A 14,713-nucleotide genomic window follows, 5' to 3' on the forward strand; every position below is an offset into this window, starting at 1 on the left:
GAACTAAACCGAACAGAAACCAAAATGTTATATTTAGTACATAGAGCAGCGAGAATGAAACTCGAAAGGGATAGTATTCAATAACCCAAAAGGGTGGACTCGTAAAAAATAATAACAAATTCTTATCATCTTTTCCGCTCATATTGTATAGAACTACGACAACAGCAATTATGGTAAACCACAAGCTTAACTTCTTATGTACTTTCAAAGATTGCCCTCCTTGACTTCATTTCATAACAAATCAATTGTAATAAAACCAAATTTTTAATGCTAGTTCCATATTTATCTAGTAGCTATTGATTAGTAAACATTTTTTCTAACTCTTTTGGTATAGCTGATTTAATATACAACTTTTCTGGAAATCAGCTTACATCTTCTGAATGGCCATTTCAATCTGTTTATTGAACTTAGCGTTTGTGGCATTATTCATGTCTTCATGATGCCAATAAAGGATAAGAACGTTTTTATGTTCGTAAATGTTTGGGATCATCATATCATATAGTTCCTTTTGTTTATTGAAATCAGCAAGTCCTTCACTGCGGGCATTCTCCGAATCATACACGTAGATTGAAATATACTCTTTATATTTTTCGATTACATTTGGTCGGCTTACAGAAAACCGATTAGATTTCACTTTATTCAGAATCCAATCATTTTGCTGTGAATCATCAAACATCTCAATTCCCTCAGATTTCAAAGCGTTAGTCACTTCTTCCAGAGTAATATTGCTCTCTATTTCTACGGATACCTTCGGATTCTCAGCCACTGGATCTGGTTGCTGCTTTGTTTGAGTACCCATACATCCTGTTAATGCAAATATGATTACTAATAATAACACTCCTGATTTTATCTTCATTAATAAGCTCCCTTTAAAGTATTTATTAGAACTAACGAGTCGCTATAATGATTTGTTGCAGATGCCCCGATTTCGTAGTGATGTACAAGCTACATATTTGTGATGTGAAGAATTATGGAAGTCTCAAATGAGATGAGAAACCCCCATTGTATATGACATACCTCACACTTCAAGTGTATTTATTAGTGTTAAAATTTGAAGGAATTCATGACAGAAGGGATGATAGTCTTTGATGTCAACAACGGCTCACAAGACGAAAGCATTTATGAAATTTATGGTTAAAAACGGTATTTTAACTATAAGCATGACATTAATTATTGTCTTTGCGATTAGAGCCATTGAACAACAAGAGAATCGGTTGTTTATTAACAATGTCCTTATCTTTTTATTCGTTCTCGTAATTACGACCTTATTCTTTTTCATTATCTATTGGCAAAGCCACAAGCTGAGATCAGAACAAAAGTTGTTCTCTAATGTATTTCAGCACAGTCCCGATGGCATTCTTGTGACGGACAGTAAGCTGAATATTATACGTATGAACCCAACCGCTAGACAACTGTTAAAGCTGGACGAAGATCCGGTATCCGTAAATTTTTGCAGCCATTGTTCTAATTACGCTGGACTGAACAAATTGTGCTCCTATCAAAAATGTTTTGTAACCGAGCCGGAATCACAATTAACTGAGGTTCAACTCACGACAACAAGTGGTATAACCAAGTCCGTGAGCGCAAGTGTATCGCAGTATAAAGATCCGGTGTATGGTCCATTGAATATTATTCGATTTCAAGAAGTAGAGAAAGAAAGACAGGAAGAACAGCACAAAATTGCAAAGATGATTACTCATTCGATTCTGTCGGCTCAAGAAAATGAACGAAAGCGACTCTCACGTGAGCTGCATGATGGAATAGGGCAGTCTCTATATAGCATTTTGATTCAAACAGAAGTTGTTAAATCTCTATTAGAAAATACGAATGAGCCATCCATAGATGAGCCGTTAGACGCTTTACAGGAATCCATACGACTTACCATCGAGGATATTCGGGATTTATCTGGCGAGCTTCGGCCATCTTCACTTGATGATATTGGGCTTGTACCTGCACTGCGTAACTATGTCCGTCAATATGGACAGAAATTCGGTATTCAGGTCTTGCTTACCCTAGAAGGAGACAGTGCAAGATTACCTGCAGCCTATGAAATTGCATTCTATCGAATCATTCAAGAGGCACTTATCAATGCAGCTAAGTATTCACAAACGGAAGTGATCGAGGTGAAGTTAAAGCTTCAATCAACGTGCGCTGAGCTCTATATTCGAGATTATGGTGTAGGATTTGAGATGACTTCTGAACTGCGTCAAGGCGTTGGACTTTATAGTATGGAAGAGAGAGTCAATATTCTTCAAGGTGAATTTAACATAGAATCCTATCCGAGTGAGGGAACCATCATTGAAGTGAAAGTACCAATCAGCGACACAACTACCTTATAAGGAGAGGGTTTTATGGAATTTGATATGGATATTAAAGTATTGTTAGTAGATGATCATGCGCTTGTACGTGGGGGAATACGGGCTGTGCTTGATACCAAGCCTGGAATAAAAGTCGTTGGTGAAGCATCAGACGGAAGATCTTGCTTAAAGAAAGCTTTAGAGTTAAAACCTGACCTGGTTCTCATGGATCTTAGTATGCCTAATGGAAGAGATGGTCTGTCTACGACTAGCGAACTCTTACAATCCATGCCAGAGGTTAAGGTCATTATTCTAACCATGCATAATGATGAGCAGTATTTATTTAGAGCTCTTAAAGCGGGAGCATCAGGATATATCCTGAAATCCGCGCCAATTACAGAATTAGCGACAGCCATTCAACAGGTACACCAGGGAATGGTATATTTGCAGCCGGATGCTACCAAGAAGGTAATACAAGCATATCTGCACGGCAATTCAGAAGATTTTAAGGATCGATTTGAAACGCTGACCGAGCGTGAGAAAGAAATATTTACATTGGTTGCAAAAGGTTACACGAACAAGGAAATAGCTGAGCTTCTTATTATCAGTGTGAAAACCGTTGAAAATCATAAAGGAAATATTATGGATAAGCTTCAATTAAGTAACCGTCGGGAATTGACGGAATTTGCATATAAAAGGGGGCTGCTTGATTTTGACTAATCAGGATCGTCATTCTCTAACGATTCAGGAGCAAATTCATTGTCAAGTACAGCTGCTAAAATCAGAGTTGAAGCTGGACTTTGTTGCGTTAGCATTGGCAGATGCTAATTACAGAGATATTTACTGGAAGATCGCGCTTGGGGCAAGAACAGAGCGTTATCGCAAAATTATGGTTCGCATGGGAAAGGGAATGGCCGGTAAGGTCTTGAAAGCGAAGTGTCCATACATCATTACCTACTTTCCGGAAGAAGTACAGGATGAGATGCTCGAATATCCTATCTTTCTTGTCGAATCATTACGCTCTGGGCTTGGGGTGTCCGTTGATTCATTGCTGCCTGAGCAGAAGCATTCCTACGGGGTACTATTAGTTGGCCAAAGGGAAGAACGTATATTTAGCCACCAAGAGATCGAGCAAGTTGAGCAGTACGCATCTATGCTTGCAGCCCTGTACGATGATTCGGCAAAAGTTTTGTCTACGAGTGAGACGAAAGAGACCGAGCCGCTGGATTTAACGAGTCCGATCCTCCATAGACTAAGAGAGTTCCATAAAGAAGGCTTTACCTGTGAATTATTGGACCAGCGAATTACGCGTCTTTCCCATAGACGCCAGCATGAGATTTCCGAGGTGTTAAAGCTTCTCGCATATGATTGTTCACGTTCACAGTCTAACGCAACACTGATATTGGAACAGGATCAAATCGGGAATACACTCGTTATGTTTGAGGGTAAAGGAAAATATTATTTGTCCGAAGATGTTTTTCATGCGATGAAGCAACATTTGAAATCACTTAAATCTGACTTCGAAATATCAGTCGAAGAAGATTGTCAATCCGTTCGCTTCACGCTTCCCACACGCCTACTTTTGGATGAGGTTCACTGGAGTATTGATCAAACCTAACAGACCTAATAGTAAATACTTACATGGGGGGAATTCCTAGAGCATAATTGAGGGAATTCCCCAATTCTTTTCTTACCTATATGAGAGGATAATGAACTCATAGTTGTTGATCTCATGAGGAGGAAAGACCATGAAAGCAAATAAGGCGATACTTCCCTTACAGACTACAAGCTTGATACTGGGTTTTGCGGTATGGGGGATTTTATCATCATTAATTGTATTTATTAAAGACGGGATCCCGCTGACACCCGGACAGCTCTCGCTCGTTACGGCGGTACCTGTAGTTCTGGGCTCAATTTTGCGAATACCATTTGGATTTTGGACGAATAAGTTCGGTGCTCGCAATATGTTTTTGTTCAGTTTTCTTATCCTGTTAATTCCTGTATTCTACATAAGCATAGCTGACAGTTTCTTCGATTTAATTATTGGAGGTTTGTTTCTCGGGATTTCGGGGGCAACGTTCTCCGTAGGTGTTACATCACTACCAAAGTACTATCCTAAAGAGAAGCATGGATTAGTTAATGGTATTTACGGACTCGGTAATTTGGGTTCTGCACTTAGTACATTTTTTGCACCGGTGCTTGCGACACAATTTGGATGGCGTGCAACAGTGCAATTTTACTTAATCTTGCTCGCGGTTTTTGTTCTTGCGAACTTTATTTTCGGTGATCGTAAAGAAGCTAAATTGAACGCTTCCTTAACCGAGCAAATTAAAGGTGTTTACAAAAATGAGAAGCTATGGTTGTTGTGCTTCTTCTACTTCATTACATTTGGTGCATTTGTAGCCTTCACGGTGTTCTTACCGAACCACCTCGTTAACACTTTTGGAATCGACAAAGTGGATGCTGGATTGCGTGCTGCTGGATTTATTGCCTTGGCAACCTTTATGCGTCCAGTAGGGGGATGGCTTGGTGATAAGTTCAATCCATTTAAAATCTTGTTGTTTGTATTTGCAGGCTTGACAATCGGCGGTATTATTCTTGCGTTTTCCCCGGCGATCACACTCTTTACAGTAGGGTGTCTGTTGATCGGATTGACTGCAGGTATGGGTAACGGTACAATTTTCAAGTTGGTACCACTATACTTTTCCAAACAATCCGGTATTGCAAATGGACTGATTTCTGCTCTAGGTGGTTTGGGCGGGTTCTTCCCACCTCTTATGCTCTCCATGCTCTATAGCATGACAGGTCATTATGCAATTGGTTTTATGGCTCTAGCGATGGTATCTTTGTGCAGTATTCTTCTGGTGCTGTATATGTACTGGCAAGAGCGAATGAAGCTTGCTGAGAGAATCGTGCATACAACTTCGCAAGCGGTACTCGTTACGAATGCCAAAGGCATTATCCAGACGATTAACCCTGCTTTTACGGAAATTACCGGTTACACGGTTGAGGAATCTGTTGGTCAGAAGCCAGGCTTCTTGAAATCAGGTAAACATGATAAAGCTTTCTACGAATCTTTATGGAAGCAACTCAAAGAGAAGAAATCCTGGTCAGGTAATATTTGCAATAAGAAAAAGAACGGTGAGATGTTCTTACAGTACTTAACGATTAACGGAATTCAGAATGAGGCTGGAGAGATTAATTATTACGTAGGTGTATTTAGTGAAATTGACCCAGCGGAGATTCAAAGTACTTCGTTAAAATTTGGCCTTAGTACCAAATAAAATATGGAGGCACTAGCATGAACGGTAGAAAATCAATGGATACCTTTTTACGGAAAGCCATTAGCGTAGAAAAGGCACTGGATCTTGTCCTTAAAAATATTCGTATGATGTCAACAGAACAAGTACCGCTCATGCAAAGTATCGGTAGAACATTGGCTGTGGAGCTTAAAGCTTCACAGCCAATTCCGCATTTTCGCCGTTCAGGAATGGACGGATTTGCGGTACGGGCTGCAGATACACATGGAGCATCTGTAAATCATCCGGTGACCTTGAGCATCGTTGATAATATTCCTGCGGGTAAGGTGTCGGACAAGAAACTAGGACCAAAGCAATGTATGCGTATTATGACAGGTGGCGCTGTGCCAGATGGTGCAGATGCTGTGATTAAATATGAAATGACAGAAGAAGAGATAGGTTCTGACGCCGAGATATTATGCAAGGTGAAAGGGAGCGTCCGTGTAGGTGAGAATGTATCCCCGATCGGTGAAGAGCTTAAACAAGATGAAACGGTTCTGAAGGCAGGAGCGACAATTGGCGCTGGAGAGATGGGGTTACTCGCGATGTTTGGGGCAGTCTCCGTGTGTGTTTATAAGCAGCCACGTGTTGCGATCATCGCAACAGGTGCCGAGCTTCTACGTATCGATGAACCACTACAGCCAGGCCGAATTCGTAATAGCAATGCATACATGCTCGCAGGCGCAGTGATAGAATATGGTGGAATTCCTTTTATACTGGACCATATACCAGATGACGTAGATCTCGCTAAACAAATGATCTTAAAAGCGATCAGCGAGTATGATGTTATCGTCACTACAGGTGGCGTGTCTGTTGGCGATCATGATATTCTGTATGATTTAACGCAAGAATGGGACGGAGAACTAAAGTTTAACAAAGTTCTGATGCGTCCGGGAACGCCAACTACATTTGGAGTCTGGCATGATAAACCGATTTTTGCACTCTCGGGAAATCCGTCTGCTTGTTATGTCGGTAGCAGATTGTTTCTCCGTCCTGCATTAAGAGCAATGATGGGAGGGCCGCTGGGACCAGAACCTCGCATATCTGCAACACTTACTGAAGATTATAAGAAATCGGATCGTAGTACCCGTTTTGTTCGGGGGACTTTAAGAGAACAGGATGGCAAGCTAGTGGCAACGCCGGCGCAGAATGATCGCTCTAGTGCGACTGTATCTATTCGAGACGCGAATTGTCTAATCGTTCTTCCGGGTTCACCCGAAGGATACACCGCTGGGACGCAGATCGAAGTGATTCCTATGAAAGAAATCCATTCCTAATGGAAAGGGGATGAACCAACCATTATGCAAGCTAATACACCCGTGTTACAGATTGTAGGTTATAAGAACAGCGGCAAAACGACTCTATCATGTCAATTAATTGCTGCATTAACCGCTGAAGGAGTTCGTGTTGGCTCAGCTAAGCATGATGCTCACAATTTTGAGTTGGATGATGAAGGTACTGACAGCTCCAAGCATCTTGGGAGTGGCGCCATTGAGACGGTACTCACTTCGGGAAGTGCTACCCGCATTATGCGTCCATCAGAAATATCATTAGAAGAGATCGCAGCCGGAATGCAAGGAAGAGTTGACCTCGTCATCGCAGAAGGCTTCAAAACAGCCCCTTTCCCCAAAATAGCACTGCTTCGTGATCACGATGATCTGGAGAGTCTGCATAAGCAGACTTCTAATATTAAGCTGTTCATCAGTTGGCAGTCTTCTCTATGTGAAGAAGCATACAGAGCACAGCTAAACTCATATGGTTACACGGATATTCCTATTGTTCATATTCATCATGAAACCAGTGTTCTTAAGCAGTCTATGTCCCTCGCATTATCCCTCCTATAGCATGATTAGCGTCTTTTATTATAAATACCGGGGAATCCCTACCTCATAATGAGGGAGTTCCCCCCTCTTATTCACCCTGACCTTACGTATACAATAGAAGTATCATAAGGCGCAAGGAGCTGGGAAGATGAATAAGACCAATCCTCTATTACAAAAGTTGAAATTTTTCCGTAAGCGCGAAAAGAACTCAGAAGGATGGAGCGAGGTTTCCCTTGCTGACCGTTCCTCGGAAGAAATATATCGCAATCGTTGGTCACATGACAAAGTAGTACGTTCAACACATGGTGTAAACTGCACAGGATCATGTAGTTGGAAGATTTTTGTAAAAGATGGAATTGTTACTTGGGAAACTCAACAGACAGATTATCCTACAACTGGACCGGATATGCCGGAGTTTGAACCTCGAGGTTGTCCGCGTGGTGCCAGCTTTTCGTGGTATCTGTACAGTCCGCTGCGTGTGAAGTATCCATACATACGTGGTAAATTGCTTGAGCTGTGGCGTGAAGCAAAACGTGAGCACAGTGATCCGGTTCAAGCCTGGAACTCCATTGTTCAAGATGACAAGAAGAAACTGATTTATAAATCTGCACGTGGTAAAGGCGGAATGGTTCGTGCTTCATGGGATGAAGTATCCGAAATTATCTCTGCATCGATGATTTCTACGATCAAGAAAGACGGTCCGGACCGTGTCGTTGGATTCTCGCCAATTCCTGCGATGTCCATGGTCAGCTATGCAGCAGGTTCCCGTTTTCTATCCCTTGTAGGATCTCCACTGCTTAGCTTCTATGACTGGTATGCAGACTTGCCGCCAGCATCTCCGCAAATTTGGGGAGATCAGACGGACGTTCCGGAAAGTAGTGACTGGTATAACTCCAGCTACTTGCTCGTTTGGGGCTCAAACCTACCGATGACAAGAACGCCCGATGCTCACTTTATGACTGAGGCACGTTACCGTGGTACGAAAGTTGTTTCGATCAGTCCGGATTATGCGGAATTTGTTCGATTCGCTGATAAATGGCTTCCGGCGAAGCAAGGTACGGATGGCGCTCTTGCGATGGCAATGGGTCATGTTATTTTAAATGAATTCTATGTGAAGCAAAGTACACCTTACTTCAATGAATATTCTAAAAAATATACGGATTTCCCATTCCTCATCATGCTTGAGGAGAACGAGAACGGCTTTGTAGCAGAACGCTTCATTACTGCCAAGGACTTGGGCATTGAGACTAATAATGCAGAGTGGAAAACTGTACTTATCGATGAAAAGACAGGTGAGCTTCGAATCCCGAACGGAACCATTGGTTCACGGTGGGGAGAAGAAGGGAAATGGAATCTCGAAATGGTTGACACCCTTACTGGAGAGGAAATTTCACCACAGCTTGGACTCGGTGCGACAGCAGAAGGAAACCTTACGATCCACTTGCCTTACTTCGACGATCAACAAAAAACAGTCGTATCACGTGAAATTCCTTATCGTACGGTTACAGGTGCTGACAACAAGACTTACCGGGTAACCAGCGTATTTGATCTGATGCTTGCACAATATGGTGTAGATCCAGTGAGCGGAAGCGACTATGACGATGCAAACACGGTGTACTCACCAGCATGGCAAGAACAGATTACTGGTGTTGACCGTGAATCCGTTATTCAAATCGCTCGTGAGTTTGCTCAGAATGCGGTTGACAGTAAAGGTCGCTCCATGATTATCGTTGGTGCAGGTATTAACCACTGGTATAACTCCGATACCATTTATCGCAGTGTACTGAATTTGGTGCTCATGACAGGCTGCCAAGGTGTTAATGGCGGCGGCTGGGCGCACTATGTGGGACAAGAGAAGCTTCGTCCTGCAGAAGGCTGGGCGAATATAGCATTTGCACGGGATTGGACGATGCCTCCTCGTCAGCAAAATGGTACTTCTTTCTTCTATTTTGCGACAAATCAGTGGAGATTCGAATCCAATCCAGTCGATGGACATACTTCTGCACTGGTAGATAAAGCGCGTTATGCTCACTATGGTGATTACAACGTAATGGCTGCCCGTTTAGGATGGTTGCCTTCTTATCCTCAGTTTAACGAGAATACGCTTGATGTAGTTAAAGATGCGGCCGCACAAGGTCATGTGTCCCAAGAGGATGTTGCTAAATATATAGCGGATCAGCTTAAGAATCGTAAATTGCAATTTGCTATTGAAGATCCAGATGCTACCTCGAACCATCCGAAAGTGATGTTCGTATGGCGCGCTAACCTGATCTCAAGTTCCGGTAAAGGACATGAGTATTTCTTGAAATACTTGCTTGGAGCTCATAACGGTCTGTTGAATGATGATTCTGAGACGATTCGTCCGCAGGAAATCAAATGGCATGAAAAGGCATCTGAAGGAAAGCTTGATCTGATGGTTAATATTGACTTCCGGATGTCCGGAACAGCGGTTTATTCCGATATCGTGCTTCCAGCGGCAACTTGGTATGAGAAGAGTGATCTGTCCTCAACAGATATGCATCCATTCATTCATCCATTCAATCCAGCAGTGGCTCCACTATGGGAATCGAAATCAGATTGGGAGACGTTTAAGACCATTGCGAAGACGTTCTCTAAAATGGCGGAGACACAGTTTACAGGACCGCAGCGTGATGTAGTAGCTGTACCGCTTCAGCATGATACACCTGATGAACTTGCACAGCCATTCGGTAAGATCCTGGATTGGAGTAAAGGTGAAGTAGACGCCATCCCAGGCAAGACGATGCCTAAATTTGTGCTTGTAGATCGTGATTATGCTTCGGTTTACAAGAAGATGACGGCTCTTGGACCGAACATCAAAGATAAGCCATATGGCATTAAAGGAATCAACTGGTCCGCAGCAGACGAGTATGAACTGATGAAAAAAGTGAATGGTGTAGTGGATGAGCCAGGTATTAGCCAAGGATGTCCGAAGCTCGTAACTGACCGTGAAGTAGCGGAAGCAATTCTGTCACTATCGACCACAAGTAACGGAAAAATGGCCGTGAAAGCATGGGAGTCCCTAGAACAAAAAACGGCCATGAAACTGAAAGATCTAGCAGAGGATCGTTCGGATGAACGCTTTACATTTGATGATATAACATCGAAGCCGAAGACCGTAATTACTTCACCTGCTTTCAGCGGTTCCGAACAGCATGGACGTCGTTATTCACCATTTACGACAAATGTAGAACGACTCATTCCTTATCGTACTTTAACGGGTCGTCAACATTACTTCCTAGATCACGAAATGTTGACTGAGTTCGGTGAGAATATGGCGATTTACAAACCAACAATGAAGCATGCGCCATTCCATACGAATAAGAACCGTCCAGCGGCAAAAGGCAAAGAGATTGTTCTAAATTACATGACGCCACATAACAAATGGTCCATTCACAGTATGTACTTCGACTCGCTTCCAATGTTGACGCTATTCCGTGGCGGACCAACCGTATGGATCAATAAAGACGATGCGGCAGATGCAGATCTTAAAGATAACGACTGGATTGAATGCTTCAACCAAAATGGTGCGGTTGTTGCTCGTGCGGTAGTTACACACCGTATGCCTCGAGGAATGGCGTACATGCACCATGCGCAAGACCGTACGATCAACGTTCCTGCAACGGATGTAACAACAACTCGCGGAGGAACGCATAACAGTCCAACTCGAATTCATGTAAAACCTACGCATATGATTGGCGGATACGCACAATTGAGCTATGGATTTAACTACTACGGACCAACAGGAAATCAACGGGATCTGTATGTCGTGATCCGTAAACTTGAGGAGGTGAACTGGCTTGAAGATTAAAGCACAAATCGGAATGGTCATGAACTTGGATAAATGTATTGGATGTCATACCTGCTCTGTTACATGTAAGAACACATGGACGAACCGTAAAGGTGCCGAGTATATGTGGTTTAACAATGTGGAGACAAAGCCAGGGATTGGATATCCAAAACAATGGGAGAATCAAGACAAATATAAAGGCGGCTGGGAACTTAAGAACGGCAAGCTCGAACTTCGTTCGGGCAGCCGGGCTAACCGTCTGAAGAATATATTCCATAACCCAGATCAACCGACAATTGATGATTACTATGAGCCTTGGGATTACGATTACGAGAAGCTTCAACAAAGCCCTGAACGTAAACACCAGCCTGTAGCTAGACCAAAGTCGAAGATCACTGGTGAACATATGAATCTGGAGTGGGGACCGAACTGGGAAGATGATCTTGCAGGCGTGCATGAATCAGGCTACCAGGACCCTAATATGAAGGGCATTGAAGAATCCGTTCGAATGGAATTTGAACAAGTATTTATGATGTATTTGCCTCGTATTTGTGAGCACTGCATCAACCCGGCATGCGTTTCAAGCTGTCCATCTGGAGCGATGTATAAGCGGGAAGAGGACGGAATCGTCCTGGTTGACCAGAATGCTTGCCGTTCTTGGAGATTCTGTGTATCAAGCTGTCCATATAAGAAGGTTTACTTCAACTGGCAGACCAATAAAGCGGAAAAATGTACGCTATGCTTCCCACGGCTTGAGCAAGGTCTACCAACAATCTGCTCCGAAACCTGTGTAGGACGTATCCGTTACCTTGGAGTTATGTTCTATGATGCAGATCGTGTTGAAGCGGCTGCTTCAGTTACTGACGAGCGTAAACTTTATGAATCCCAGCTTGATGTGTTCCTTGATCCTAACGATCCGGAAGTCATCGCTGCAGCGCGTGCTGCAAACATTCCAGAAGATTGGATTGAGTATGCTCAGCGTTCACCAATATACAAAATGGTAGTTGACTGGAAGATTGCACTTCCGCTTCATCCAGAATATCGGACACTACCAATGGTATGGTACGTACCACCTCTTAGTCCAATCACGAACATGGTTGAAGGAAAAGGTGCAGCAGCTACACCAGAAGATATTTTCCCAGCGATCGATGATATGCGCATCCCTGTAGAATATCTTGCTAACTTGCTAACGGCTGGAGATACAGAAGTAATTACAAATGTGCTGAAAAAGATGGCTATTATGCGTTCACATATGCGTTCACGCAACCTGAATCAGGAGCCAGACCTTGAAATGCTGAAACAATTTGATATGACCGAGAAAGATATTGAGGAAATGTATCGTTTACTTGCGATTGCGAAATATGATGATCGATTTGTTATCCCTTCCGCACACCGGGAGGAGTTCTCAGATCTCTATTCCGAGCAAGGCGCTTGTGGCTTTACGAATATGATGGGCGGACCTGGACCTTGTGGAGGTTAACACAAAGCTTCCTGTAAAAAAGGAGTGAATGAAATGAAAGACATAACGCTGCGCTCAAGCTGGATGCTCTTCTCGCAGTTGCTACAGTATCCTGATGAAACATGGCAGGATGCATCAGATGAGATGTATGTTGATTGGTGTCATTTGATTCAAGATGAGGAAGAAGAAGTTGCGAATACCCTTCAGAAATTAGCTGGTGAATGTATTGCTGCGTTTGCCGGAATGGATGCAGAGTCGATTACAGCAGCCTATGTTAAGACTTTTGATTTTGGCAAAAAATCAAATTTGTACTTAACTTATGGGCAGCTGGGTGAAGATCGGGAACGTGGACCTGCGTTACTTCGGTTGAAACAGTTGTACGAAGAAGAAGACATGATACTTGATACGGATGAGTTGCCAGATTATTTGCCGCTCGTACTCGAATATGTTGCGGTTTCGCAAGAGAATCGAGGGATCGCGCTGCTAGTCTCTTTCCGTAAAGCGCTCGAGAGTATTAAATCGGCACTGGATGAGCAGCAAAGTCCATATCGACATGTAATGGACGCCATATTATGGATTCTGGATCAATCCAATATCACAGAAGGACTCATTGAGATAACAGCTCCGGCTGCCTGTGACAGTGCATCTGCCCCGCAGGGCTGCGGCCCGATGTGGGCGGCTGCCGGATATGGTCAATTTAAGGGGGGAGCCTCATGACTTGGGGAAGCCAATTTCTCTGGGTAATCTATCCTTATATTATACTTATTCTGTTTATAGTAGGTCTTTACTATCGCTATCAGACAGATCAATTCGGTTGGACAGCGAAATCAAGCGAGATGCTTGAGAAGAAGAAGCTTCGACTAGGAAGCAACCTGTTCCATATCGGTATCATATTCGTCTTTTTTGGACATGTTGGTGGTATATTGATCCCGAAATCCTGGCTTTTGGCGTTAGGTGTATCAGATCACCTATACCACTTAATGGCCCTATCGCTTGGAACCGTTGCAGGGCTAATGACCCTGATTGGCTGTATTATCCTAGTCATTCGCCGTCTTACTGATGTTCGTATTCGTAGAACGAGCAGCTTTGGTGATATGCTCTCCATTATTCTCCTTACATTAATTGTTGTGGTTGGTATGCTGGCTACTTTATTCAATATGGGAGGCAGTGGCGAATTCGATTACCGTGAGACGATTGGTCCATGGCTAAGAGGTGTGCTTATTTTCAGACCGGATTACACCTTAATGAGTACAGTGCCTGTTATTTTCAAGATTCATGTTGTTCTGGGCTTAGCATTGTTTGCGGTATTTCCTTTTACGAGACTTGTTCATATGCTCAGTATGCCGATTAAGTACCTGGGACGAAGCTACGTTGTATATCGCAGACGTCGTTAATATGAAGGGAGGCGGTTTCCATGTTGACAGGAGTTATTCTCGCGGGAGGCCGCAATTCCCGTATGCAAGGTCACAATAAAGCTTTTTTGAAATATGATGATGAATTCTTCTTTGAACGTCAAATGAAAGAAATGAGGAAGGTTTGCGAGCAGCTTATTATTGTTGCGAACGATCCTTCTTCTTATGATCATTTCATAGAGAACGATGTAATATGTATACCGGATATTTATACGGGGCATGGTCCGATTAGCGGATTTCATGCCGCTTTTTCTAACATTAATACGGAATATGCTTGGGTCGTTGGTTGTGATTACCCTAACTTGTCTGCTCCTGCTGCACAATGGATGTTATCAAGGCTCATATCAAGCCATTATGATGCGGTGATCCCTATCATAGGGGGAATGCATCAGATGTTGCACGGTGTATATCGTGCTCAGCGGATGTTACCTATCATTTCAGGAAGACTTGAGGCCGGTCAGTACCGGTTATCCGGTCTACTAGATCAGATCTCATGGCTTGGAATGGACGAGAAAGAGTGGAGAGAAGCGGGTATAGGTACTGAGTTTTCAGTAGATGTAGACACTAGAGAGCAATATGAAGCACTCTTAAGCGACCATGGAAGGAGGATATAGC

Annotated in this window: 12 protein-coding genes; 11 read left to right on the forward strand and 1 reads right to left on the reverse strand. The window is 43.1% G+C overall.

Annotated features, from left to right (window positions below; translation table 11 throughout):
- Positions 1–367: 367 nt before the first annotated feature.
- On the reverse strand, positions 368–856 hold the full coding sequence (locus ACFQV5_RS13675; protein WP_379247678.1) for a hypothetical protein: 489 nt from the start codon (positions 854–856) through the stop codon (positions 368–370).
- A 232-nt stretch (positions 857–1,088) separates the two neighbouring features.
- Here ACFQV5_RS13675 and ACFQV5_RS13680 point away from each other — a divergent pair, with 232 nt between their 5' ends.
- The 11 genes from ACFQV5_RS13680 to mobA all read left to right on the forward strand — a co-directional run bounded on the left by ACFQV5_RS13680 (position 1,089) and on the right by mobA (position 14,712).
- Positions 1,089–2,339: a sensor histidine kinase gene (locus tag ACFQV5_RS13680; protein ID WP_379247680.1), complete on the forward strand. Its 1,251-nt coding sequence runs from the start codon at positions 1,089–1,091 to the stop codon at positions 2,337–2,339.
- Positions 2,340–2,351: 12 nt separating this feature from the next.
- Positions 2,352–3,017: a response regulator gene (locus ACFQV5_RS13685; RefSeq protein WP_379247682.1), complete on the forward strand. Its 666-nt coding sequence runs from the start codon at positions 2,352–2,354 to the stop codon at positions 3,015–3,017.
- The gene (locus ACFQV5_RS13690) at positions 3,010–3,915 is read left to right on the forward strand and encodes a hypothetical protein (RefSeq protein ID WP_379247684.1); all 906 of its coding nucleotides are present in this window, start codon (positions 3,010–3,012) and stop codon (positions 3,913–3,915) included. Before ACFQV5_RS13685 ends, ACFQV5_RS13690 begins: the two co-directional genes overlap by 8 nt.
- Before the next feature lie 130 nt (positions 3,916–4,045).
- The gene (locus ACFQV5_RS13695) at positions 4,046–5,581 is read left to right on the forward strand and encodes a nitrate/nitrite transporter (protein WP_379247686.1); all 1,536 of its coding nucleotides are present in this window, start codon (positions 4,046–4,048) and stop codon (positions 5,579–5,581) included.
- Between the two features lie 17 nt (positions 5,582–5,598).
- The gene (locus ACFQV5_RS13700) at positions 5,599–6,873 is read left to right on the forward strand and encodes a molybdopterin molybdotransferase MoeA (RefSeq protein WP_379247688.1); all 1,275 of its coding nucleotides are present in this window, start codon (positions 5,599–5,601) and stop codon (positions 6,871–6,873) included.
- A 24-nt stretch (positions 6,874–6,897) separates the two neighbouring features.
- Positions 6,898–7,440 (forward strand): molybdopterin-guanine dinucleotide biosynthesis protein B, encoded by a 543-nt coding sequence (gene mobB / locus ACFQV5_RS13705; protein WP_379247690.1) that lies wholly within the window; start codon positions 6,898–6,900, stop codon positions 7,438–7,440.
- A gap of 127 nt (positions 7,441–7,567) precedes the next feature.
- Positions 7,568–11,248 (forward strand): nitrate reductase subunit alpha, encoded by a 3,681-nt coding sequence (locus ACFQV5_RS13710; RefSeq protein WP_379247692.1) that lies wholly within the window; start codon positions 7,568–7,570, stop codon positions 11,246–11,248.
- Complete coding sequence (narH, locus tag ACFQV5_RS13715; protein ID WP_379247694.1) at positions 11,238–12,707, forward strand: nitrate reductase subunit beta; 1,470 nt, start codon at positions 11,238–11,240, stop codon at positions 12,705–12,707. Before ACFQV5_RS13710 ends, narH begins: the two co-directional genes overlap by 11 nt.
- A gap of 33 nt (positions 12,708–12,740) precedes the next feature.
- On the forward strand, positions 12,741–13,403 hold the full coding sequence (narJ, locus tag ACFQV5_RS13720; protein WP_379247696.1) for a nitrate reductase molybdenum cofactor assembly chaperone: 663 nt from the start codon (positions 12,741–12,743) through the stop codon (positions 13,401–13,403).
- A complete protein-coding gene (gene narI / locus ACFQV5_RS13725; protein WP_379247698.1) occupies positions 13,400–14,080 on the forward strand; it encodes a respiratory nitrate reductase subunit gamma in 681 nt (226 codons plus the stop codon). The genes narJ and narI overlap by 4 nt, the downstream gene beginning before the upstream one ends.
- Positions 14,081–14,100: 20 nt before the next feature.
- Positions 14,101–14,712 (forward strand): molybdenum cofactor guanylyltransferase, encoded by a 612-nt coding sequence (gene mobA / locus ACFQV5_RS13730; RefSeq protein ID WP_379247701.1) that lies wholly within the window; start codon positions 14,101–14,103, stop codon positions 14,710–14,712.
- The last annotated feature ends 1 nt before the right edge of the window (position 14,713 follow it).

The sequence above is a fragment of the Paenibacillus sp. GCM10028914 genome (genome assembly GCF_042666275.1).
In the GTDB taxonomy this organism is placed as follows: Bacteria; Bacillota; Bacilli; order Paenibacillales; family Paenibacillaceae; genus Paenibacillus_AQ.

Excerpts from the sequence above, each read along its gene's own strand:
- ACFQV5_RS13675 (WP_379247678.1), bottom strand. The coding sequence starts at position 856 with ATGAAGATAAAATCAGGAGTGTTATTATTAGTAATCATATTTGCATTA.
- ACFQV5_RS13680 (WP_379247680.1), top strand. The coding sequence starts at position 1,089 with ATGTCAACAACGGCTCACAAGACGAAAGCATTTATGAAATTTATGGTT.
- ACFQV5_RS13685 (WP_379247682.1), top strand. The coding sequence starts at position 2,352 with ATGGAATTTGATATGGATATTAAAGTATTGTTAGTAGATGATCATGCG.
- ACFQV5_RS13695 (WP_379247686.1), top strand. The coding sequence starts at position 4,046 with ATGAAAGCAAATAAGGCGATACTTCCCTTACAGACTACAAGCTTGATA.
- ACFQV5_RS13700 (WP_379247688.1), top strand. The coding sequence starts at position 5,599 with ATGAACGGTAGAAAATCAATGGATACCTTTTTACGGAAAGCCATTAGC.
- mobB (WP_379247690.1), top strand. The coding sequence starts at position 6,898 with ATGCAAGCTAATACACCCGTGTTACAGATTGTAGGTTATAAGAACAGC.
- ACFQV5_RS13710 (WP_379247692.1), top strand. The coding sequence starts at position 7,568 with ATGAATAAGACCAATCCTCTATTACAAAAGTTGAAATTTTTCCGTAAG.
- narJ (WP_379247696.1), top strand. The coding sequence starts at position 12,741 with ATGAAAGACATAACGCTGCGCTCAAGCTGGATGCTCTTCTCGCAGTTG.
- narI (WP_379247698.1), top strand. The coding sequence starts at position 13,400 with ATGACTTGGGGAAGCCAATTTCTCTGGGTAATCTATCCTTATATTATA.
- mobA (WP_379247701.1), top strand. The coding sequence starts at position 14,101 with ATGTTGACAGGAGTTATTCTCGCGGGAGGCCGCAATTCCCGTATGCAA.